This window comes from Pseudoalteromonas sp. SG44-5, from assembly GCF_014164175.1.
GTDB lineage: Bacteria > Pseudomonadota > Gammaproteobacteria > Enterobacterales > Alteromonadaceae > Pseudoalteromonas > Pseudoalteromonas nigrifaciens.
In genome coordinates this window covers 19,113-38,265 of sequence record NZ_JACJES010000014.1, presented here as the reverse complement: position 1 = coordinate 38,265, position 19,153 = coordinate 19,113, and the positions used below count along the sequence as shown (strand labels likewise).

Annotated in this window: 20 protein-coding genes and 2 tRNA genes; 15 read left to right on the top strand and 7 right to left on the bottom strand. The window is 39.2% G+C overall.

The features are described from left to right. Positions 1–5 precede the first annotated feature (5 nt). From H5079_RS13220 to folX, 5 genes are all read left to right on the top strand, one after another. Positions 6–635, top strand: coding sequence for a YceH family protein (locus H5079_RS13220; protein WP_089367542.1), 630 nt, complete (start codon positions 6–8; stop codon positions 633–635). Positions 636–708: 73 nt separating this feature from the next. Next, positions 709–1,545: an ammonia-dependent NAD(+) synthetase gene (gene nadE / locus H5079_RS13215; protein WP_011326802.1), complete on the top strand. Its 837-nt coding sequence runs from the start codon at positions 709–711 to the stop codon at positions 1,543–1,545. Between the two features lie 123 nt (positions 1,546–1,668). Then, the gene (folM, locus tag H5079_RS13210; RefSeq protein ID WP_011326801.1) at positions 1,669–2,388 is read left to right on the top strand and encodes a dihydromonapterin reductase; all 720 of its coding nucleotides are present in this window, start codon (positions 1,669–1,671) and stop codon (positions 2,386–2,388) included. A gap of 26 nt (positions 2,389–2,414) precedes the next feature. Further along, entirely contained in the window at positions 2,415–2,969 is a 555-nt protein-coding gene (folE, locus tag H5079_RS13205; RefSeq protein ID WP_058372272.1) for a GTP cyclohydrolase I FolE, read from the top strand. A 3-nt stretch (positions 2,970–2,972) separates the two neighbouring features. Further along, on the top strand, positions 2,973–3,329 hold the full coding sequence (gene folX / locus H5079_RS13200; RefSeq protein ID WP_011326799.1) for a dihydroneopterin triphosphate 2'-epimerase: 357 nt from the start codon (positions 2,973–2,975) through the stop codon (positions 3,327–3,329). A 38-nt stretch (positions 3,330–3,367) separates the two neighbouring features. Here folX and H5079_RS13195 read toward each other — a convergent pair whose 3' ends face one another. The 4 genes from H5079_RS13195 to H5079_RS13180 form a co-directional block, all read right to left on the bottom strand. Then, positions 3,368–3,802: a YqaA family protein gene (locus H5079_RS13195; protein ID WP_089367541.1), complete on the bottom strand. Its 435-nt coding sequence runs from the start codon at positions 3,800–3,802 to the stop codon at positions 3,368–3,370. An 83-nt stretch (positions 3,803–3,885) separates the two neighbouring features. Then, a complete protein-coding gene (locus tag H5079_RS13190; RefSeq protein WP_182684261.1) occupies positions 3,886–4,251 on the bottom strand; it encodes a DUF4870 domain-containing protein in 366 nt (121 codons plus the stop codon). A 164-nt stretch (positions 4,252–4,415) separates the two neighbouring features. Then, entirely contained in the window at positions 4,416–6,590 is a 2,175-nt protein-coding gene (locus H5079_RS13185; RefSeq protein ID WP_182684260.1) for a S9 family peptidase, read from the bottom strand. 78 nt (positions 6,591–6,668) lie between these two features. Continuing rightward, the gene (locus H5079_RS13180; RefSeq protein WP_182684259.1) at positions 6,669–10,133 is read right to left on the bottom strand and encodes a S8 family serine peptidase; all 3,465 of its coding nucleotides are present in this window, start codon (positions 10,131–10,133) and stop codon (positions 6,669–6,671) included. Between the two features lie 224 nt (positions 10,134–10,357). Between H5079_RS13180 and H5079_RS13175 the strand changes: the two genes are divergently transcribed. After that, the gene (locus H5079_RS13175; RefSeq protein WP_011326794.1) at positions 10,358–10,828 is read left to right on the top strand and encodes a DUF2721 domain-containing protein; all 471 of its coding nucleotides are present in this window, start codon (positions 10,358–10,360) and stop codon (positions 10,826–10,828) included. A 94-nt stretch (positions 10,829–10,922) separates the two neighbouring features. After that, positions 10,923–11,375 (top strand): cytochrome c, encoded by a 453-nt coding sequence (locus H5079_RS13170; RefSeq protein WP_011326793.1) that lies wholly within the window; start codon positions 10,923–10,925, stop codon positions 11,373–11,375. A gap of 64 nt (positions 11,376–11,439) precedes the next feature. Here the strand turns inward: H5079_RS13170 and H5079_RS13165 are convergent, their stop codons facing one another. Beyond that, positions 11,440–12,099 carry a cytochrome b/b6 domain-containing protein gene (locus tag H5079_RS13165; RefSeq protein WP_086997074.1) on the bottom strand — a complete coding sequence of 220 codons (660 nt, stop codon included), beginning with the start codon at positions 12,097–12,099 and terminating at the stop codon, positions 11,440–11,442. Positions 12,100–12,229: 130 nt separating this feature from the next. Between H5079_RS13165 and H5079_RS13160 the strand changes: the two genes are divergently transcribed. From H5079_RS13160 to H5079_RS13150, 3 genes are all read left to right on the top strand, one after another. Beyond that, entirely contained in the window at positions 12,230–12,934 is a 705-nt protein-coding gene (locus tag H5079_RS13160) for an AzlC family ABC transporter permease (protein WP_089367537.1), read from the top strand. Then, positions 12,931–13,230, top strand: coding sequence for an AzlD domain-containing protein (locus tag H5079_RS13155; RefSeq protein WP_182684258.1), 300 nt, complete (start codon positions 12,931–12,933; stop codon positions 13,228–13,230). Before H5079_RS13160 ends, H5079_RS13155 begins: the two co-directional genes overlap by 4 nt. 91 nt (positions 13,231–13,321) lie before the next feature. Beyond that, complete coding sequence (locus H5079_RS13150; RefSeq protein ID WP_011326789.1) at positions 13,322–13,813, top strand: glutathione peroxidase; 492 nt, start codon at positions 13,322–13,324, stop codon at positions 13,811–13,813. 126 nt (positions 13,814–13,939) lie between these two features. On the opposite strand, the gene H5079_RS13145 is transcribed toward H5079_RS13150, so the two are convergent. Next, the gene (locus H5079_RS13145; protein WP_007579801.1) at positions 13,940–14,125 is read right to left on the bottom strand and encodes a PA3496 family putative envelope integrity protein; all 186 of its coding nucleotides are present in this window, start codon (positions 14,123–14,125) and stop codon (positions 13,940–13,942) included. Positions 14,126–14,513: 388 nt separating this feature from the next. Between H5079_RS13145 and H5079_RS13140 the strand changes: the two genes are divergently transcribed. Beyond that, the gene (locus tag H5079_RS13140) at positions 14,514–15,308 is read left to right on the top strand and encodes a YggN family protein (protein WP_089367535.1); all 795 of its coding nucleotides are present in this window, start codon (positions 14,514–14,516) and stop codon (positions 15,306–15,308) included. Between the two features lie 121 nt (positions 15,309–15,429). Here the strand turns inward: H5079_RS13140 and H5079_RS13135 are convergent, their stop codons facing one another. Continuing rightward, positions 15,430–16,875 (bottom strand): PLP-dependent aminotransferase family protein, encoded by a 1,446-nt coding sequence (locus H5079_RS13135; protein WP_011326786.1) that lies wholly within the window; start codon positions 16,873–16,875, stop codon positions 15,430–15,432. A 101-nt stretch (positions 16,876–16,976) separates the two neighbouring features. Between H5079_RS13135 and H5079_RS13130 the strand changes: the two genes are divergently transcribed. The 4 genes from H5079_RS13130 (at position 16,977) to H5079_RS13115 (ending at position 19,061) form a co-directional block, all read left to right on the top strand. Further along, positions 16,977–17,906, top strand: coding sequence for a DMT family transporter (locus tag H5079_RS13130; protein ID WP_011326785.1), 930 nt, complete (start codon positions 16,977–16,979; stop codon positions 17,904–17,906). A 554-nt stretch (positions 17,907–18,460) separates the two neighbouring features. Next, entirely contained in the window at positions 18,461–18,601 is a 141-nt protein-coding gene (locus H5079_RS13125; protein ID WP_167376929.1) for a hypothetical protein, read from the top strand. 219 nt (positions 18,602–18,820) lie between these two features. Then, a tRNA-Ser gene (locus tag H5079_RS13120) sits at positions 18,821–18,911 on the top strand. A 57-nt stretch (positions 18,912–18,968) separates the two neighbouring features. Continuing rightward, positions 18,969–19,061, top strand: a tRNA-Ser gene (locus H5079_RS13115). Positions 19,062–19,153 lie beyond the last annotated feature (92 nt).

Below are 19,153 nucleotides of genomic sequence, written 5' to 3'. Positions count from 1 at the left end.
GAGTTATGCAATTATCAGCAAATCAACAGCGTATTATTGGCTGTTTACTAGAAAAGCAAAGTACAACTCCCGAACACTACCCTTTGTCGTTAAATGCGCTAACTAATGCGTGTAATCAAAAATCAAATCGTGCACCGGTTTTAAACTTAACCGACAGCGAAGTGCAAATTGCACTCGATGAATTAATAAATGCTCGACTGGTTACCATTGATGAAGGGCTTTCTGGGCGAGTAAATAAATACGACCACCGTTTTTGTAACACCGAGTTTAGTAGCTTAAAATTTAGTGCGCAGCAGCGCGCAATTATTTGCTTGTTACTGTTACGGGGTGCACAAACTCCCGGAGAATTAAAAACGCGATGCGCACGATTAGCAAATTTTAATAGTGTAGATGACGTTGAGCTTGCACTTAATAAATTAATTGAAAATGACATAATAACCAAACTCGCGCGCGAATCGGGTAAACGTGACTGTCGTTATATGCATTTGCTTGGCGAGCAGCCAATAAGTGAAATAACACGCCCTGCAGAGCAAACGACTGATGAGTTAAAAAGTGAAGAACTCAATGAGTTACTCGCCGAAGTAGACGAGTTAAAAACCGAGTTACAAAAAATTAAAGCTCACTTAGGGCTTTAATTTGTTAGCCCTAAATCACATAATACAAGTGCTCTGCTGAGCGAAATAATTATTTAACCCTAAGGAGTTGGCCATGCGCGCCGAGATTATGGCTGCAATGAAAGTGCAGCCAGTTATTGATGTAAATGCTGAAATTAGCCGTCGTGTTAACTTTATTAAAGCCCGCTTAATAGCAGCCCATGCAACGTCTTTGGTATTAGGTATTAGTGGTGGAGTCGACTCTTCAGTGTGCGGTCGTTTATGCCAACTTGCTGTTAATGAACTTAACCAAGAGCAAAGCACTACTGATTATAAATTTGTTGCGGTACGCTTACCTTACGGTGTGCAAGCCGACGAAAATGAAGCGCAACTAGCGGTTGATTTTATTCAACCTAGCAGCCGCATGACGGTAAATATTAAGCCCGCAACCGATGCGCTACACGAACAAACAATGGCGGCTATTGTTGGTAACGGTGAATCACTCCCTGAGCAAGAAAAAATTGATTTTATTAAGGGTAATGTTAAAGCCCGTCAACGCATGATTGCACAATACGAAATTGCTGCATTTTGCCAAGGTTTAGTAGTTGGCACCGATCACAGTGCCGAGAATATTACCGGCTTTTATACCAAGTTTGGTGATGGCGCTTGTGACCTTGCACCGCTTTTTGGCTTATCTAAACGCCAAGTGCGCGCTTTAGGTAGTACATTAGGTGCTTCGTCTGTATTAGTTAATAAAGCACCTACCGCAGATTTAGAAAGTGATCGCCCAGGACTTACCGACGAAGAAGCGTTAGGTTTAAGTTATGAGCAAATTGATGACTTTTTAGAAGGTAAACCGGTTACGCAACAGGTTGAACAAACACTTAGCGCTATTTATCAGCGTACGCAACATAAGCGTCAACCAGTGCCAACTATATACGATGAGCTTTAATACAGTAATTATCGTACGATACCTTAGTAATTTGACTGATCGACCGCTTAAAGTATTACGTAAGATTTTAATTAAATTGGTATTAACGCTGATCCCCTGCCAAAAGAGAGTTTTGTAGTATATATGACACCACCGATTTTAATTACAGGTGCTGGGCAACGCATTGGCCTTGCTTTAGCTAAACATTTTATTGCACAAGGGCAGCCGATAATTATTACCTATCGTACTCGCCACGCTGCAGTTGATTTACTGGAGCAGCAGGGCGCTGTATGCATTTATGCAGACTTTAGTACTGATGATGGTATTAGCACTTTTATTAAAGCACTTAAAGAGCATACCAACTCACTACGCGCTATTTTGCATAATGCTTCCAGTTGGGACTGCGAAGCTAATAACGCCAACTTTGCGCAACTGTTTGACAATATGATGCGAATTCATGCAAAAACACCTTATTTAATTAATTTACTGTGTGCAGAGTTATTACTAAATTATCAAACTGAGATGAATACTCCCGCAGATATTATTCATCTTACCGATTACGTAGTAGAAACAGGTAGCCCAAAACATGTCGCTTATGCAGCAAGTAAAGCAGCGCTTGATAACTTAACAAAGTCGTTCAGTGCTAAGTACGCACCTAATATTAAAGTAAATTCGGTTGCACCATCGTTAATTATTTTTAATGAGCATGATGATGAACAATATCGTGCTAAAACGCTGAAAAAGTCATTAATGGGTATCGAACCAGGATGCCAAGAAATAATCAATAGTATTGATTTACTATTACATAGCCACTACATCACAGGCCGCGCTATACCTGTAGATGGTGGTCGGCATTTAAAGTAAACCAAACTAAATTAACTGAGAAATTTATGCATAACGAATTAAAACAAAGCTATGAAAATATTATTACCGCTGTAGGGGAAGATCCTAACAGAGAAGGCTTACTCGACACGCCAAAACGTGCTGCTAAAGCAATGGAATACCTAACTCAAGGGTATCGTCAAACATTAGAAGAAATTACTAATAACGCCGTATTTACCTCAGATGCAGACGACATGGTATTAGTACAAGACATAGAGCTTTATTCTATGTGTGAGCATCATTTATTACCTTTTACTGGCCGTTGTCATATCGCTTATATTCCCAATGGCAAAGTATTGGGACTGTCTAAGTTTGCCCGTATTGTTGACATGTTTGCCCGTCGTTTTCAAATTCAAGAGCAACTAACTCATCAAATTGCTAAAGCCGTTGAAGAAGTAACGGGTGCAACCGGGGTTGGCGTAATTGTTGAAGCTAAACATATGTGTATGATGATGCGCGGCGTAGAAAAGCAAAATTCAAGTATGCGTACCTCTGTAATGCTGGGTAACTTTAGAGCCGATCCAAAAACACGTAATGAGTTTTTGCAGCTAATAAAAGGCTAACTTATGGCTAATGCAATTATTAACGTAACCAATTTACGACTGCGTACTTTTATTGGCTTTAACCAAGAAGAGCGCGAGAAAAAGCAGGATGTAGTGATTAACTTAGAAATTCATTACCCTGCACACGACGCCTGTAAAACCGATGAAGTAGATCAAGCACTAAACTACAAAGTAATTACCAAAGAAGTAATCACTTTAGTAGAACAAGGCGACTTTTTATTACTCGAAAAACTGGTTGCTGAAATTCTTGCTGTTTGTCATTCACACCCAAGTGTTCATTATGCTAAGGCTCGCGTAGATAAACCGCATGCATTACGCTTTGCCGATTCTGTGTCTTTGACGTTAGATTGGGCTAAATAATACGTGTGGATCAATTGATTTAGAATAAATAAGAAAGCTTAAATAAGCTTTTCGACACCTAAGGTAAGGGCGATAACGGCTAAGTAGCGTGCCCCCTTACCTAGTGTTACCAACAATAAAAACGTACTAAAACGCACTTTAAATATTCCCCCTATTACGGTAAGCGGATCGCCAACTATAGGTAGCCAGGCAAATAATAAACTATATACACCGTATTTATTAAACTGCTTTTGTGCTTTTTCAAGCCCCTGCTCTGACACTGGAAACCAGCTTTTATCTTTAAAGCGCAGTACTTGAGTACCCAACCAGTAATTAACGCAGCTCCCTAATACATTGCCCAAAGTGGCAGCTAGCCATAACAACAATAAATTTACTTTACCTTGGGTCATCATAGCTACCATTACCACCTCTGACGAGCTGGGCAATAAAGTAGCCGATATAAAAGCGCTAAAAAATAGCGTGAGATAAAGCATAGTATCCTTAACAATAGGAAGTAAATAAAAAATAAACCCAGCAAAAGCTGGGTTTAAAATACGCTATTAACAAACCGACATTGCTATTTTATCAAATTTAAACTCAACGGGTAGTCAAACTCTTTACCATCATTGGCTTTAACCGCGGCAATAATCACCATTACAAACGAAAATATAGCGACTATTGGCAGTAAAATTACACCAATAACAACAAACATTAAAAGAAAACACACAAGGTAAGCAATCATCATAGTGATTTGAAAGTTGAGTGCTTTTTTGCCATGAACATCAACAATCGGCATGTCATCTTTTTTTATTAACCACACAATTAACGGCCCAATTACAGAGCCTAATGGCACAATAAATCCAGACAAGGCACTTAAATGACAAAGCATTGCCCATGTGCGGTCATCTTTTTTGACGGGTTCCAGCTGTTGCTCATCATGCATAACGCTATCCTTATATTTACTATTTTCGCGTGAGTGTAAGTGTGTATCTCATAACTATAACTCAGTTTATAAACTTATTTAGTAACTAAAGCTAACTTAGTAATAAATTAAGGCATCACTTTTAAATGATGCCTTTAGCTTATTACTCAATGGTTGTACTTTGCTTACTCTTTAATACCCATTAAATCGAGCATAAATGCATAGTTTAGCGCGGTATCTTCTAAGCGCTTAAAGCGCCCTGATGCACCGCCATGCCCTGCTTCCATATCAATTTTAAACAGTAACTTATTGTCATCTGTTTTATAGTCACGCAGCTTAGCAACCCACTTTGCTGGCTCAAAATACTGTACTTGCGAGTCGTGCAGACCCGTAGTTACTAGCATATTAGGGTACGCTTGCTTAGACACTTGATCGTACGGCGAATAAGATAGCATGTACTCATAGTATTCTTTTTCATTTGGGTTTCCCCACTCACCATATTCGTTAGTTGTTAGTGGAATACTTTCATCAAGCATGGTTGTAACCACATCCACAAAAGGTACTGCGGCAACCATACCTTTGTAAAGTTCAGGAGCTTGGTTTGCTACTGCGCCCATTAATAAGCCACCAGCGCTACCGCCTTGGGCAAATATTTTGTCTTTAGCGCCATACTTTTGCTCTACCAGTGCTTTAGTCACATCTATAAAGTCATTAAACGTATTCTTTTTAGTAAGTAATTTACCATCGTCATACCAGGGACGACCTAACATTTGCGAGCCTCGAACATGGGCAATAGCAAACACAAAACCACGATCAAGTAAACTTAAACGCGCACTTGAAAAAGTTGGATCCATAGTGGCGCCATACGAGCCATAACCATATTGTAGCAATGGGTTCGTCGCATCTTTTTTAAATTTATCTTTACGGTAAACTAAGCTTACGGGGACTTTTACACCATCGCGGGCGTTAATAAATATACGTTCAGATGCGTAATTATCAACATTAAAGTTGCCTAGCACAGCTTGTTGTTTTAAAAGCGTTTTATCCGTTGTTTTTAGGTTTATATCGTAAGATGAACCCGGCGTGGTCATGCTCGTATAGTAAACACGTAACTTATTGCTGTTTATATCGTTATTACCATAAGCACTAATAGTGTAGGCACTGTCGTTAAAAGATAATAACTGCTCTTGATTAGTGCTTAAATTGCGTATTATTTGTCGCGATTGCCCCATTTCACGCTGTTGGTAAACCAAATAGTCATTAAATAACTCTATCCCTTCTAGCTTTATATCATCACGTGCTGGGATCAGCGTTTGCCAGTTTGCTTGATCATGTGCTTTATTAATAGCGACTTTCATTAGCTGAAAATTAACCGCATTTAAATTAGTGACAATATAATAACTCTCACCTAATTTAGAAATACTATACTCAAGATTCGCTTGGCGTTTAATTAAGCGTTGAGGCATTGCTTTAACGTTATTTGCGCTAAGCACCGACATACCTGATGCAGTGCTACTACTGTGCCAAATATAAATTTCAGTACCGTCTTTGCTTTTACTTAACCCGGTGTAATAGCTTGAGTCTGTTTCTTCGTAAACTAGTTCGTCATTGGCCTGCGGCGTACCTAAAGTATGGCGATAAACCTGGTAGCCTAACAAAGTCTGTAAGTCTTTTTTAATGTAATACAGTGTTTTGTTATCGTTTGCCCAAACAAGGTTACCACTTGTGCCTTCAAGCGTATCTTGGAGTAGCCTCCCGGTGCTTAAATCTTTAATTTTAACGGTATAAATACGTCTACTGAGAGTATCTTCACCGTAAGCCATTAAGTTACCGTTTGGACTCACATCTAAACCACTTATAGCATAATAGTCATGAGCCTTAGCAAGTTCATTTACATCTAAAATAACCTGTTGGTTAGCTCCTGAAAAGTCACTGCTACGCACATAAGTAGTGTACTCGTTATTGCCACGAGTTTGCGACGAGTAATAATAATCACCTTTTTTTATCGGTACTGAATCGTCATCTTTTTGAATACGCCCTTTAAGCTCGGCAAAAAGTTTAGCTTGCTGCGCTTGAGTATGAGCAAGCATGGTATTTGTATAGCTATTTTCAGCCTCAAGGTAACTAATAACATCGGCTGCTTTGCGTTCATCGTCACGCAGCCAATAGTAATTATCAATGCGGGTATCGCCATGAATAGTCATGGCGTGCGGTACTTTTTTAGCTATAGGTGCAACAACTTGAGGTAACTGCTCTGCTGTAGTACTTATAACGTTTGTTTGGACTGCTTCGGGCGCCTGATTGCAGCCACTTAAAATAGCTAAAGATGATATAGCTAGAACACAAGGGATATGTTTCATAAGATAAAGCCTTTACTTTAGTGAAGCTAAATAAAAAGGGAGCCGAAGCTCCCTCTAAGTAACAATTAAGTTATAAGCTTACTTTTGCTTACGACGACGCATAAATGCAAGCGGCGCAGTAAGTAATAACCAAGCTAATGAACCCGAAGATTTTTTCTCTGGCTCTGGTGTTACAACAACCGGTGGTGGTACTACTTTAGTAATACTAACCGTAACCATTGCAGGCTCTGATACATTACCACGCGTATCAATTGCCACTACTTGTATCTGGGCTGAAGAATCACCTGTCAGTAAAGCTGTGTTAGTAACAACAACTTGACCATCGGCATCAACACCCAAACCTTGGTGAGTATTTGACTGAACAAAGTACTCTGAAATAGCTAAATCAAACTCAGACTCTGTTACTGTTAAAGCACCTACAACGGTACCGTTTGCTGCATCTTCAGAAACAGTAAATTCACCACCAACAAGCGCTGGCGCTGAAACATCTGGAACCTCTAAATCAGCAGCTGCCATCACTTTAACAACATCTAAGCCTGAAGCCTGTGTTAGCGCAAATGGACCACTTGCTGTAACAACTGCTTTTTCACCTGGTTTAAGTGTTGTAACTGCTTCACCTGTTTCAAGCGAGGTAAATGCTACTTGAGGTTGCATACCAAATACAGTTGAACCTGTAACACTATCAGTTTCTGTAAATACACCACTTTGATATGCAGCATAACCCACAGATGCTTTAAAGTTCATCTGCTCGCCTAGTAGTGTCCCATCTATATTAAGTAGTTCAGAACAACCAGAGAAGGTAATGGTGTCCTCTCCCGCAGAGTGATAAAGCGGAGTACCCCACGCCCATGAATCATTACCCGCGCCATCTGTCTCACCAATTAGCGTACGGCTACGCCCAGGGAACGCTGTATCGCGGCCACGGTCGTTTAAGTTTGTCATAAACTGATCTGCTACACCGTCATTATCGGTATCAATTTCTAATCTGTAACCCGCTTGGAAGGTATGCGTTAGTGGGTCACGTAGTTGAATCGATGAGGTAACAAATATGCCTGAGTCACAAAACTCTGCATTAAACGCCGAGAAAGTAGTTGCTAGAATATTAAATTCAGCTTCTGCAAATGTTTTCTCAACACCCACTGCAACAATGCTTTCTGCTTGTGGCATAATTTCAGTTTGACCACTATTTGTAACAACAAGAGCCATTTCACTATCGACGATTTGCGATGAAACGCTTAGCTCAGTAGCAGCTTTAGGCATTGCATGATAAACAAGGTGTAAATCATGGTCAGTATCTGTGCTGGCATCATCAAACACCAAAGCACCATCAAACTCTACTGAGGTTAATGCTGCACTTCTTGCTGCAACTTCCTCTGCGCTAAATGGGTTATTTAGATTCCACTCTGGTAACTTAGCTGGATCAACGGTTAATACTACGTCAAAATTAATAGCTTGGCCTGCAGGAACAGTAATTGATGCAGGGAAATCCCAACTAATAGCCGCAGTATCTATATCGCTCTGGTAACGCGCTTCTGTACGTAAGTTATAAGTTTTAGCGTCAGCTGAGAAGTTCTTAACTGTTACCGTTTTAGTTAACGATGCAGTTTCTGTCATGCTTTCTAAGCCAAATGAAAGCGCTGCTTGCTTGGTATTAAACTTAGCGTTATTTACCCATGCAGCAACCGGTAAATTAACCGCTTTAGCTACATCAACTAAACCTGCGCCAATCATACTAATAGGTGCTAATTCTGAAGCAGGATTAATTGCTAACGGCTCGTTTGTTACATTTAAATTAGCCGCATTCATTATTGTTGCTTTAATTTCAAAGGCATTACGATCTGGATGTGCTTCACGAATCATCGCAACAGCACCAGCAGTAATTGGACCTGAAAAAGATGTACCTGAAACTGGGTTAGTACCAGTTTGAGTACCTGCTGCTGCAACATCAATACTAGTACCTGGTGCGGTAATTTCTGGTTTTAATAAACCATCCATTGAAGGACCACGAGATGAGAACGTAGCTACAGCGCCAGATGTAGTTTTAATGTCAATGCTAATATCAAATGTTGCCGGACCACCTGCTGCTAACTGTGCTTTTAAAGCCGCACCTGCAGCAAAATTAATGCCTACGTTTTTAATTGTTACAGCAGCATCAAAACCACCCATAGGAGCTGGTGTACCATCATCAGTATTGTTTGCAATCATCACAAACTCTGCACCATTTATTTGTGCGTTTAATACTTTGTCGGTAAATGCACAAGCACCACGGTCTATTAATACAGCTTTACCGGTAAAATCAACATCGGCGGCAAAGGCAACACAGCCATCTTGATTAGCGTCTGGATAAACTAACTCAATGTCTGCACCTGTTATTGTGTAAGCTTCTTGAGGACCAAAACCTGATGGCTGAATATTACCTTCAACGCCAGCAATAGTACCTGTAGCAACACCTATTTCAGTTGTAGGGTGCGTCATTGCACCTACAGATAAGGCATTAGGTGTGGTACTTGGGCCGCCTATACGGAATGGGTTATCACCATCGTTACCCGCAGAAATGACCATATTAACGCCTAATTCAACAGCACGCTGAATTAAGTATTGTGTACCGCCGCCAGTATATGTGTCGCCAAACTCGCCACCAAGCGACATATTCATTACATCTACACGGTCAGAAATATCACCATCGCCATTAGGATCCATTGCGGCTTCTAGTGCTGCAGCCTGTGCGGCACTTGGACAACCGCCACCACATACAGAGTAAACATAAAGTTCAACGTCTGGCGCAATACCATTTACTGAGTTTGAAGATGAAGTACCGTGGTTTGTTGGATCTCCTGTTACTGGAGAGTTAGCAGGATCGTTCTCTATCGGATCAGCGTCTTCATTAATAAAGTCGTAACCACCTTTAACAACACCTTGAGGCCAAGCCACTGTAGTAGGATCTGCTTGCGCTGCTAAATATGCTTCAACTGTACCTGCTCCACCAAATGCTTGGTGAGTGTAATCAATACCCGTATCTAATACCGCAACACGTTGACCTTTACCGCTTGCAATACCGTCTACAATAAGTGGTTTTGCGTTAATATAGTCAGAGCTTGCTGCAACATGCAGTTCGCTATCGAACATAGGTAATACTTTTGCTACTCGTGAATCTTTAGCAATTTTAGCAAGTGCTTCAGCCGAAGCTTGAACGATTAACGTAGGTGCTAATATTTTGGTTTTACCAATTATTTTCGCATCAAAATCTAAGCTATTTAACTCAAGAGTCATAGTGTCTTGAAGTTGCTCTATATTAGCTGTAATTTCACGATTATTTGATTGCTGGTAAGTACCTGCAACATAGGCGTCTACTGATGTTGTAGCGCGTAATACAATCATATGTGCCGATGGTTCTTTTTTATCTGCAACTTGTTCTTTTACTGCTTCAGCTTTTTGATAAGTAATATTAGCCGTAGGTAAGTTACTTGCACTTGCAAGTGTTGCAATAAATGCGCTTGAGACAGCAGTGGCAATTGCTGTTTTCTTTATTATATTTTTAGACATCATTTCCCCTAGGATAGGTTATGTATTATTGTATTTACTATATTCAACCATGGGCTTAAATATAAAACTTAAACCCATACGTGAGCAACACCTTAGTTACATTTAAGTTACAAGCAACACATAAAAACAGAGAAAACACTAGCAACAAACTGATTCCAAAGGGAAAAGAAAGAAATTAAGTTTGTGAATGATTGTAAACAACCAACACTTATTTTGAGATGTAAATGGATAACGAAGTAATTAATATTTTAAGCATGGCCAAAGTGATTCAAACCGCGGTTGCTCCCGTCTTTTTAATTACAGGTATTGCTGCCACTTTAGGGGTTTTATCAAACCGTTTAGCGCGTATAACAGATAGAGCTCGTTTGCTTGAACGTAGACTAAAAGTAAGCACTGATGATGACTTTAATCTGTCGTTAACCACCGAGCTAAGAGCGCTGCTAAAGCGCTCTCGTTGTATACACCTTGCATTTAGCTTGAGTGTGTTAAGTGCATTGTTGGTTTGTGCGGTTGTTATGTTATTATTTTTATCGCATATTCAATCAGTTAACTTAGGCGTAACGATAGGTAGCTGTTTTGTAGCTGCTATGGCTTTGCTTATATTTGCTTTTATGTCGCTACTTTGCGAAGTGTTTTTAGCCACTCGCAGTATGCGCCGTGGCATGATATTCGCCGACGTCGATATTAACGATTAAGCCTCAAGCAAACCAAACTATCGCTTTCACTTGAATAAAAGTGGCAGCTAAGATACAAAGATAGAATTAGAAACTTTTACTAGGGATAAGTTTAATGAAATTGAAGCAAGTATTTATCGGGGCATTATTATCAACATGCGCACTTAGCGTATCAGCAAATTCTGCATTTAAAGAGCCAAGCGACGCTATTGAATATCGTCAAGCTGCATTTTCTATGCTCTCAGTACAAATTAGTGACATGGGCGCTATGCTTAAAGGCAAAATTCCTTTTGATGCAGATAAATTTAAAGCACGTGCAAATAACGCAGCTGCACTGGCAAAAATGCCATGGGAAGCGTTTTACGAAGGTACTGATAAGGGTGATACTGCTGCACTTGCCGCTGTTTGGGCTGAAAACGACACTTTTATGAAAAAAGCAACTGCATTTCAGCAATACGCAGATGAACTTGCTGTAGCTGCACAGTCTGGCGATAAAGCTGTTATTGGTAAAGCGTTTGGCGCATGGGCCAAAGGCTGTAAAGATTGCCACACGCAATTTAAAGACTAAGTTTTTAAATAATAAAGGCGCCTATTTAATTCATAATCGGATTTAAATAGGCGCCTTTTTATTTTTAACCCAAGTTAAGTAAATAACTAAGTGGCTCACTGCCCCAAGTTGTCATAAGCACTACAAGCAATATTAAAAATACGACCCAAGCTAACCAAGGTGCTTTTGTAAGTATTGCTGGCTTTTCATTTGGCTGTTGTTTCGTTCCGGTGATCATCGCTTTCACTAAAGGCTTGCCTTTAATCTTATAAATTACAATTGCTAAAACATGCAAACCTATCGCATAAAGTAAAATATCAAAGTTTAAACTATGTAACCAATTAGCAAAATCAACTGTACTGCTCGACACGTACTGCGCTAAAGGCCCATCAGTTAAAATACCATCACTACTCATTAAGCCACTAACAAGCTGAGTAATAATAAGTATAAAAAACAACAACACCATATAACTACCTGGCGCAGAATGCCCAAGCGGAGTTTTATTAGTTTTAAGTGAGGTTATTACCGCTTGCGGGGAGTGTATTAACGCGCTTAACTTAGCTGTTTTACTGCCTATAATCCCCCATATTAATCGCGTTAAAATAAGTGCTAAGGTAAAAAAGCCAGCAATAAAGTGCAGTTCAATCATACCTTCTTCAATACTAAAATAGAGCACAGCAATACTAAACACTAATAACCAGTGAAAGCTTCTGACAAAGCCATCCCATACTTTTACTTTAAACATTAGTTATCTCGCTAATTAAGTTATTGTTTCATTATTTCAAACTTTGTTTAGATTTGCATTAAACCTATTATTTAAAGCATGCTTTATGGCACACTTAAGCAATTAATTTTACTGGCTAATATTTCTGCAAATGAACAGACCATCGCGTGCAATTTTAAAAGGTTTTGTTGACATGTTACCGCTTTGTTTGGCGGTGATCCCTTGGGGAATACTCTGTGGCTCACTGGCTATTCAAAATGGTTTTACTGCCCTTGAAACTCAAGCGATGTCTTTATTAGTGTTTGCGGGGTCTGCGCAGCTTGTCGCTATTGAGTTAATTGCGGGAAATACGCCACTACTCACCATTTTGTTTACTACCTTTATAATTAGCTCTCGGCATTTTTTATATGGCTTAGCGGTACGTCATAAAGTAATTGATCAACCTTTGAGCTGGCGTCTACCTGTAAGCTTTGTATTGACCGATGAGTTGTTTGCATTTTCGCACCACCCTAAAGCCTATCGTACAAAAATACGTTTAATTTACGCACTTAGCGCCGGTTTTAGCTTTTATATTGCATGGAATTTATGGACATTTATAGGCATTGTTGCTGGTACTATGCTCCCCGATTTAACCCATTTGGGCCTCGACTTTGCTATAGCCGCTACATTTATAGCTTTAGTTATTCCGGGTGTTAAAAGCCTCGCCTCACTCGTTACAGTTATAGTCGCAGGCATTAGCGCTACACTGTTTAAAAGTACCGGATTTGAGTTATGGCTGGTGAGCTCTGCATTACTGGCCATGAGCGCAGGATACTTTACAGCAAGAATAACTGCCAAAAAGGAGCGCAACTTATGATGACCACTATTTTACTAATGGCCTGTATTACCTTTTTTACCCGTTACTTATTTTTGCACCGCGCTTTACCCTTTAAAGTTGGGCCTAAAATGCAACAATTTTTAAGCTTTAGTGCACCAGCGGTACTTACGGCTATTTGGGTACCTATTGTATTTTTAAACGATGATGGCATTAATTTAAATTGGCAAAACCCTTATTTAAGTGCGGCTATAGTAGCTATTATTGTGGCTTATAAAACCCATAATATTTACTACACTACGATTGCGAGTATGGGATTATTTTTAATTTTAAATTAAAAAATAGTCTTAATATATACAACAACCATATTAAGCAATGTACTTAAAAGAGTAAATTGAGCATCAACAAAGATAAGGTAAAGCATAAATAATGCACAAGTTTCATCAGTTAAGCGCCACCAGTTTGCAAGGTAACACCATTAATTTTAGCGAGTTTGCTGGTAAAGTCGTGCTTATTGTAAACACGGCAAGCAAGTGTGGTTTTACCTACCAGTACGAGTCACTACAGGCTTTGCATAATAAATATGCTAGCCAAGGCTTAGTAATTTTAGGATTTCCGTGTAATCAGTTTAATCAGCAAGAACCCGGAGATGCACAGCAGATAGAGCAAGGATGTTTAATAAACTACGGGGTTAATTTTTTAATGGCCGCTAAAGTAGAGGTAAACGGAGAGCATGCTCATCCGGTATTTCGTTATTTGAAATCGACACAACCTGGCTTTTTAACTCGCAAAATAAAGTGGAACTTTACTAAGTTTTTAATCGCAGCAGACGGCTCACCAATTAAACGCTATGCACCCTTTACCAAGCCAGAAAAGCTAGAGCTCACCATTCAAAAAGCACTGCAACAAAGTAATAAGTAACGCCGCTTAAAAGTAATAAAGAGGCACACGGCCTCTTTATTGCCAATCTAATCAAAATTTAAACATACATAAATGCGTACATTTAGAGTCTAATTCACATTGGTACTTTAGTTATACTAGCGCAATTTAATCGGTGTAATCGCTTAAATCGTCTTCGCCTAGGTTTTTACGCAAGCGCTTTTGCTCAAGGTAGTCTTCCAACTTTTTCTTAACCTTTTGCTTGTTCTTATCGTGCTGATTACGCCCGAGCATTTCGTACTCGTCTTCAACAAAATCGTCATCTAGCGCATCGTAACTAAATGTCTTACCCACAACCCACTCCATAAAGTGTTTGAGACCAACCAAGGATTTTATAATCGCAATAATCGGTAAAATTAAAATGTTCGACACATAAAGTGCAATGCAGTTTAGCGCCAAAATAAAGCCATGTAGCTATCTTAAATAGCCTCCATGTCAATACTGTGAATAAATAGCGCTAAATTCGCTTTATGGAAAGTGAGAGTTTTTTATCGTATCGATAAATAAAATTAATTACTGCTCTAGCTTTAGCCAATTTGACTAAAAAATAGTTTTTTTATAATAAACCTTTGCTATAGACAATACTAAAAATAAAACCAACCTATTGTTTAATATAATAAAAAAACATTGGCACTAAACTTGTTATTACTTATTTATCATCAATAAAAAACTGAGAATAAATATGAAAAAATTACTATTAATGAGCACTTTAATATGTGCACCTGCCGTTGTGGCACATAATGATAACGATTCAACAGTGTCATTTAATAATGAGCAATGTAATGTAGAATTTAAAAATGATGTACGTATTAAGCCTGACGAACTAGAGATTTTTACCGCCAATAAGCAAACTATGCAATTTAATACCAATGGCAATTTAACCATTAATGGTGAATCGGTAGCGCTTAATCATTCCCAGCAAAAGGCGCTAACTCAATATTCAGATAGTTTACGCACGCAATTACCCGAAGTAGCAAATATAGCCTTAGAAGGCGTTAAAATTGCAGGTGTTGCACTGCAAGAAGTTGCTAATGCTTTTAATATTGATGGCCTCGATAATATCTCATCGTTAATGGACGACATTAAACTTGAAGTACAAAATACTTTTTATCAACAAGACACCTTTGTTATGGGCCAGCAAAGCTTTAACCAATTTGGTGAAAACTTTGAGCAGCAGTTTGAACAACAAATAGAGACCGCTGTTGAGTCTGCTGTAATGCAATCTATGGGGAGTATTTTAGTTGCTTTAGGTTCTGAATTACTTGGCTCAGGAGGCGACATGCAAGCCTTTGAACAACGTATGGAAAATATGGGTACGCAAATAGAAGAAAAAGTAGAGCAGCATGCCGATGCGCTCGAAAAACGTGCCAATGCCTTATGCGAAAATTTTGCCAATATAGCTAAACAAGAAGAACAGCTAGTAGTACAAGTACCTGAACTTAAAGGTTACCAATTATTTAGCTTTAAACAAAACTAGTTTACAAACTTCACTTAGGTAATTATTTAACATCCCTCTGCAGCCGTTACGCTTAACTTAACGGCTGTTTTTTATTGTGCCGAAAAACTTGTTACAAGCTGTTGTTCCCCTTTAAATTAGGCTACTTTTTTGCTAGTAAGGTAAGTTTACCTAGTGTGACAATTGCTTGCTCTATTTGCTCACTCCACTGCACACCATAGCTTAGCCTTATACAGCTTTTGTATTTATTTGAAGCTGAAAATATCAACCCTGGAGTAATGCTTATACCTACCTCAAGCGCTAATGAAAATAGCTTTTGGCTATCATACTCGCAGCCTAAGTCTAACCAAATAACACAGCCACCTTGTGGATCGCTGATCCGTGTACCTTTTGGCATGGCTTGCTGTAAGCAACGTCGCATATGCTCTTTATTCGTACGTAAACGCTGCCTAAGTACTTTTAAATTACGATCGTATTCACCGCTAAAAACAAATTCTGATAACGTCCATTGATTAATTAGTGAGGTAGAACAACTCAATGCTCTTTTATAACGCCTAGCTTGCCCTGCAAATTTCCCCGCAATAAGCCAACCAACACGATAACTAGGGGCAGCCGTTTTAGAAAAAGACGAACAACTTAGCACCAAGCCTTTTTTGGAATACGCTATAGCAGGTGTACCTCGTTTGGGTGTAAAGTATAGGTCGCCATATACGTCATCTTCAATGAGCACTACGTTATGGCTTTCAACTAGTTCCACCAGCTGTTCTCGATTTTTATCTGGCATAAAACTACCAACCGGATTACTAATAGCCGTAGAAAATAAGCACGCTTTAATATCGTGCTCATTAAGCGCCTGCGCTAAATCGTTTAGCCAAATACCATTATCTGGGCATAAAGGTATTTCAAGTGCTTTAAGGCCTAAACTTTCTATTAACTCTATAATTCCGTGATAGCAAGGGCTCTCTATGGCCACTACATCACCGGGCTTAGTTACGCATTTGAGTGCAATTGCCAGTGCTTCTTGCGCACCATTAGTGATCACCATTTCATCCATATTAATGCCAATGCCAAAGTTTAAATAGCGGTGAATAAGTTGCTTTTTTAACGGTGCATAACCATCCAGTGGCCCGTAATTAATAGCGCTACTACCAGCAAGCGTCATTACTCGGCGCATATTTCTGGCTAAGGCTTTATCGGTTGGTGCTGCAGCAACCGGGTTAGCCACTCCAAAAGGCACCACATGGGCCTGATGAATGGCTGTGTATACCTGCTCAATCAGCGCCTGCTTGTTAACAATCACGGGCTCGCGGCTCAGCTTAACTCGTTTTGGTAAGCTGCTTGCCATGTTAACGGCTTTTAAAAAGTAGCCTGACTTTTCGCGTGCCTCTATAACCCCTTGATCCTCTAGCGCTTGATAGGCCTGCTTTACCGTAGGAATACTTATATTAAGGTTGCTAGCCATTTTACGTAAAGACGGCAGTTTTTCTGAGGGCAATAAAGCCTGTTGAGCACTCATATCCCTGATCAGTTGAATAACTTGCTGGTACAAAAACTCATGACCTTGATGGCTAACCGCTTTTAAAATCATTACACCCTCAATCTGTATAGGTTACATATTCCATTTTCTGTATATGGTAAGTATACAGATAAGCTTTAAAATAGCAGCTTAATCGACTTTGGAGAGCAGTATTGAAAAGTGCAGCGCTATATATAACAACTGTTTTAATTTGGGGCTCAACCTGGTTGGCCATAGAGTTTCAGCTAGGCGATATTGCTGTTGAACTATCGCTATTTTATCGTTTTGCAATCGCGGCATTATTAATGTGGTTATATGTGGCATACAAAAAACCTAAAATGCGATTTAATTTAGTCGATCATGGTTTTTTCGTATTATTGGCCCTGTTTAACTTTGGCCTAAATTACTTAATGCTTTACTGGGCACAAAATCACCTTAGCTCTGCAATGACCTCGATTGCTTTTTCAATGCTATTAGTAATGAATATAGTTAATACCCGATTATTTTTTGGCAAACCTATTTCAAAACGAATTTATACCGGTGCTGTACTTGCCATTTTAGGTATCACCTGCTTGTTTTGGCCACAATTACAGCAACTCAACTTGAGTAACAGTGCATTCGTCGGGTTACTACTTGCTCTTGGAGGCACCTTTGTGGCTTCATTAGGAAACATGGTAAGTGTACGTAATTCACGCAAACAAATTGGTGTGTTACAAGGTAATGCTTGGGGCATGTTATACAGTGCCATTGGCTTAGCCTTATATGTATTTATAAGCGACGTGCAATTTAATTTCACTGCACCTACTAGCTATTGGCTGTCGTTATTGTACTTATCTATTTTTGGCACTGTAATCGCCTTTGCTTGTTACTTTGCACTGTTAAAAAATATTGGCCCCGAAAAAGCCAGCTATGTCATCGTACTGTTTCCTTTAGTTGCGGTAACACTAAGCAGCTTTTATGAAGGCTTTGAATGGCATGCAAATACCTTTGCAGGGTTTAGCTTAGTACTACTTGGTAACGCCATAGTGCTTACCCCAACAAAACGAATTAATGCCTTTTTAGCAAACAGAGCGGTTGCTAGAAGAGGCTCTGTCCCCAGTTAGACGCGTTATTAACGCAACTAACGCAAAAGCGCCTACTGTAAAGTAGGCGCTTTTTTATTGGTTAATATAAAAACAGCTGCCAAGTGTTCGTTATAACTCCTAGTAATACTAACTTTATTAAAAACACCATTTTGCTAAAAAGCTAAGTAATTCACCCATGCAATGCAAATATAAAGTGCATTACACCAACTTTTTTTAGAACTTTACTGGAATTTTTTTAACGCTCATAAAGTTAATTTTATAAACACTAATTAAACAGCATAAAAAATCATTTAATTAAAATAATTTAATCTGAATAAATAACCAAAAAAGAATGCTTTTATCGCATTAAAAATAAAAACAAACACAGAGACCCCATAACAAAAGGGATTTAAAAACTAACGGCGTGAATAAAAATGCAAAAACACCCAAACCCACCAAGTGAACGGCAGGTTAATAAAATCCTTTCGGATTAAAATAACTAATGCTTCGGGCTCAATTTTTATCGCTTTATTTTTAAACAATTAAGAGGCAGAATGCCCCCGTTTTCACCAACCACAACTCGGAGTTAAGTAATGAACCCAATTAACACATTAAATGAAACAGCTGCTACTCACATTGCCGTTAAACCAACAAATCGTAAAGCTAAAATGTTAGCAAAGCTTAATCGCTTCGGTAAAAGACTCGCTCTTGGTAGCACAGCTCAATATAAATAGTCACACAACCATGACTATTTATACGGTGCAGCAAGCACCCAACCACTAAATAAAGCTTCTTATTTAGCTCCCACTGCTTGCTGCAACCTATTTAATTTTACTAAAATTGTCTTTATTTCCCCTTATTTACAAAAAAAACCTCATTTTAGCCTAAATTTTAAGCAAACAGTCTTTTTGCTATTTACACATGCGTATGACCTAAGTATTATTCTGCGTCACGGAGAGATGGCAGAGTGGTCGAATGCACCGGTCTTGAAAACCGGCATAGGTTTGTAGCCTATCTAGGGTTCAAATCCCTATCTCTCCACCACATTTATATTGGTGGCTTTAATTTTTACTTCCATCAATAAAAAAACGGTTATGCGTTGGAGAGGTGTCCGAGTGGCCGAAGGAGCTCCCCTGCTAAGGGAGTATAGAGTTTGTAGCTCTATCGAGGGTTCGAATCCCTCCCTCTCCACCATACTTAATTTAAACCACTTAGTTGTGGTTTTTTTGTGCCTATAATTTAACACCAAGACTAAATTGGGAGGGTGAGATCCCTCGACAGGGTTC

Bases quoted from the DNA above. Each gene is read 5' to 3' on its own strand.
- H5079_RS13150 (WP_011326789.1), top strand. From the start codon at position 13,322: ATGCACAAGTTTCATCAGTTAAGCGCCACCAGTTTGCAAGGTAACACC.
- folM (WP_011326801.1), top strand. From the start codon at position 1,669: ATGACACCACCGATTTTAATTACAGGTGCTGGGCAACGCATTGGCCTT.
- H5079_RS13140 (WP_089367535.1), top strand. From the start codon at position 14,514: ATGAAAAAATTACTATTAATGAGCACTTTAATATGTGCACCTGCCGTT.
- H5079_RS13125 (WP_167376929.1), top strand. From the start codon at position 18,461: ATGAACCCAATTAACACATTAAATGAAACAGCTGCTACTCACATTGCC.
- folX (WP_011326799.1), top strand. From the start codon at position 2,973: ATGGCTAATGCAATTATTAACGTAACCAATTTACGACTGCGTACTTTT.
- H5079_RS13195 (WP_089367541.1), bottom strand. From the start codon at position 3,802: ATGCTTTATCTCACGCTATTTTTTAGCGCTTTTATATCGGCTACTTTA.
- H5079_RS13220 (WP_089367542.1), top strand. From the start codon at position 6: ATGCAATTATCAGCAAATCAACAGCGTATTATTGGCTGTTTACTAGAA.
- H5079_RS13165 (WP_086997074.1), bottom strand. From the start codon at position 12,099: ATGTTTAAAGTAAAAGTATGGGATGGCTTTGTCAGAAGCTTTCACTGG.
- nadE (WP_011326802.1), top strand. From the start codon at position 709: ATGCGCGCCGAGATTATGGCTGCAATGAAAGTGCAGCCAGTTATTGAT.
- H5079_RS13135 (WP_011326786.1), bottom strand. From the start codon at position 16,875: ATGATTTTAAAAGCGGTTAGCCATCAAGGTCATGAGTTTTTGTACCAG.
- H5079_RS13180 (WP_182684259.1), bottom strand. From the start codon at position 10,133: ATGTCTAAAAATATAATAAAGAAAACAGCAATTGCCACTGCTGTCTCA.
- H5079_RS13160 (WP_089367537.1), top strand. From the start codon at position 12,230: ATGAACAGACCATCGCGTGCAATTTTAAAAGGTTTTGTTGACATGTTA.
- H5079_RS13175 (WP_011326794.1), top strand. From the start codon at position 10,358: ATGGATAACGAAGTAATTAATATTTTAAGCATGGCCAAAGTGATTCAA.
- H5079_RS13185 (WP_182684260.1), bottom strand. From the start codon at position 6,590: ATGAAACATATCCCTTGTGTTCTAGCTATATCATCTTTAGCTATTTTA.
- H5079_RS13155 (WP_182684258.1), top strand. From the start codon at position 12,931: ATGATGACCACTATTTTACTAATGGCCTGTATTACCTTTTTTACCCGT.
- H5079_RS13190 (WP_182684261.1), bottom strand. From the start codon at position 4,251: ATGCATGATGAGCAACAGCTGGAACCCGTCAAAAAAGATGACCGCACA.
- folE (WP_058372272.1), top strand. From the start codon at position 2,415: ATGCATAACGAATTAAAACAAAGCTATGAAAATATTATTACCGCTGTA.
- H5079_RS13170 (WP_011326793.1), top strand. From the start codon at position 10,923: ATGAAATTGAAGCAAGTATTTATCGGGGCATTATTATCAACATGCGCA.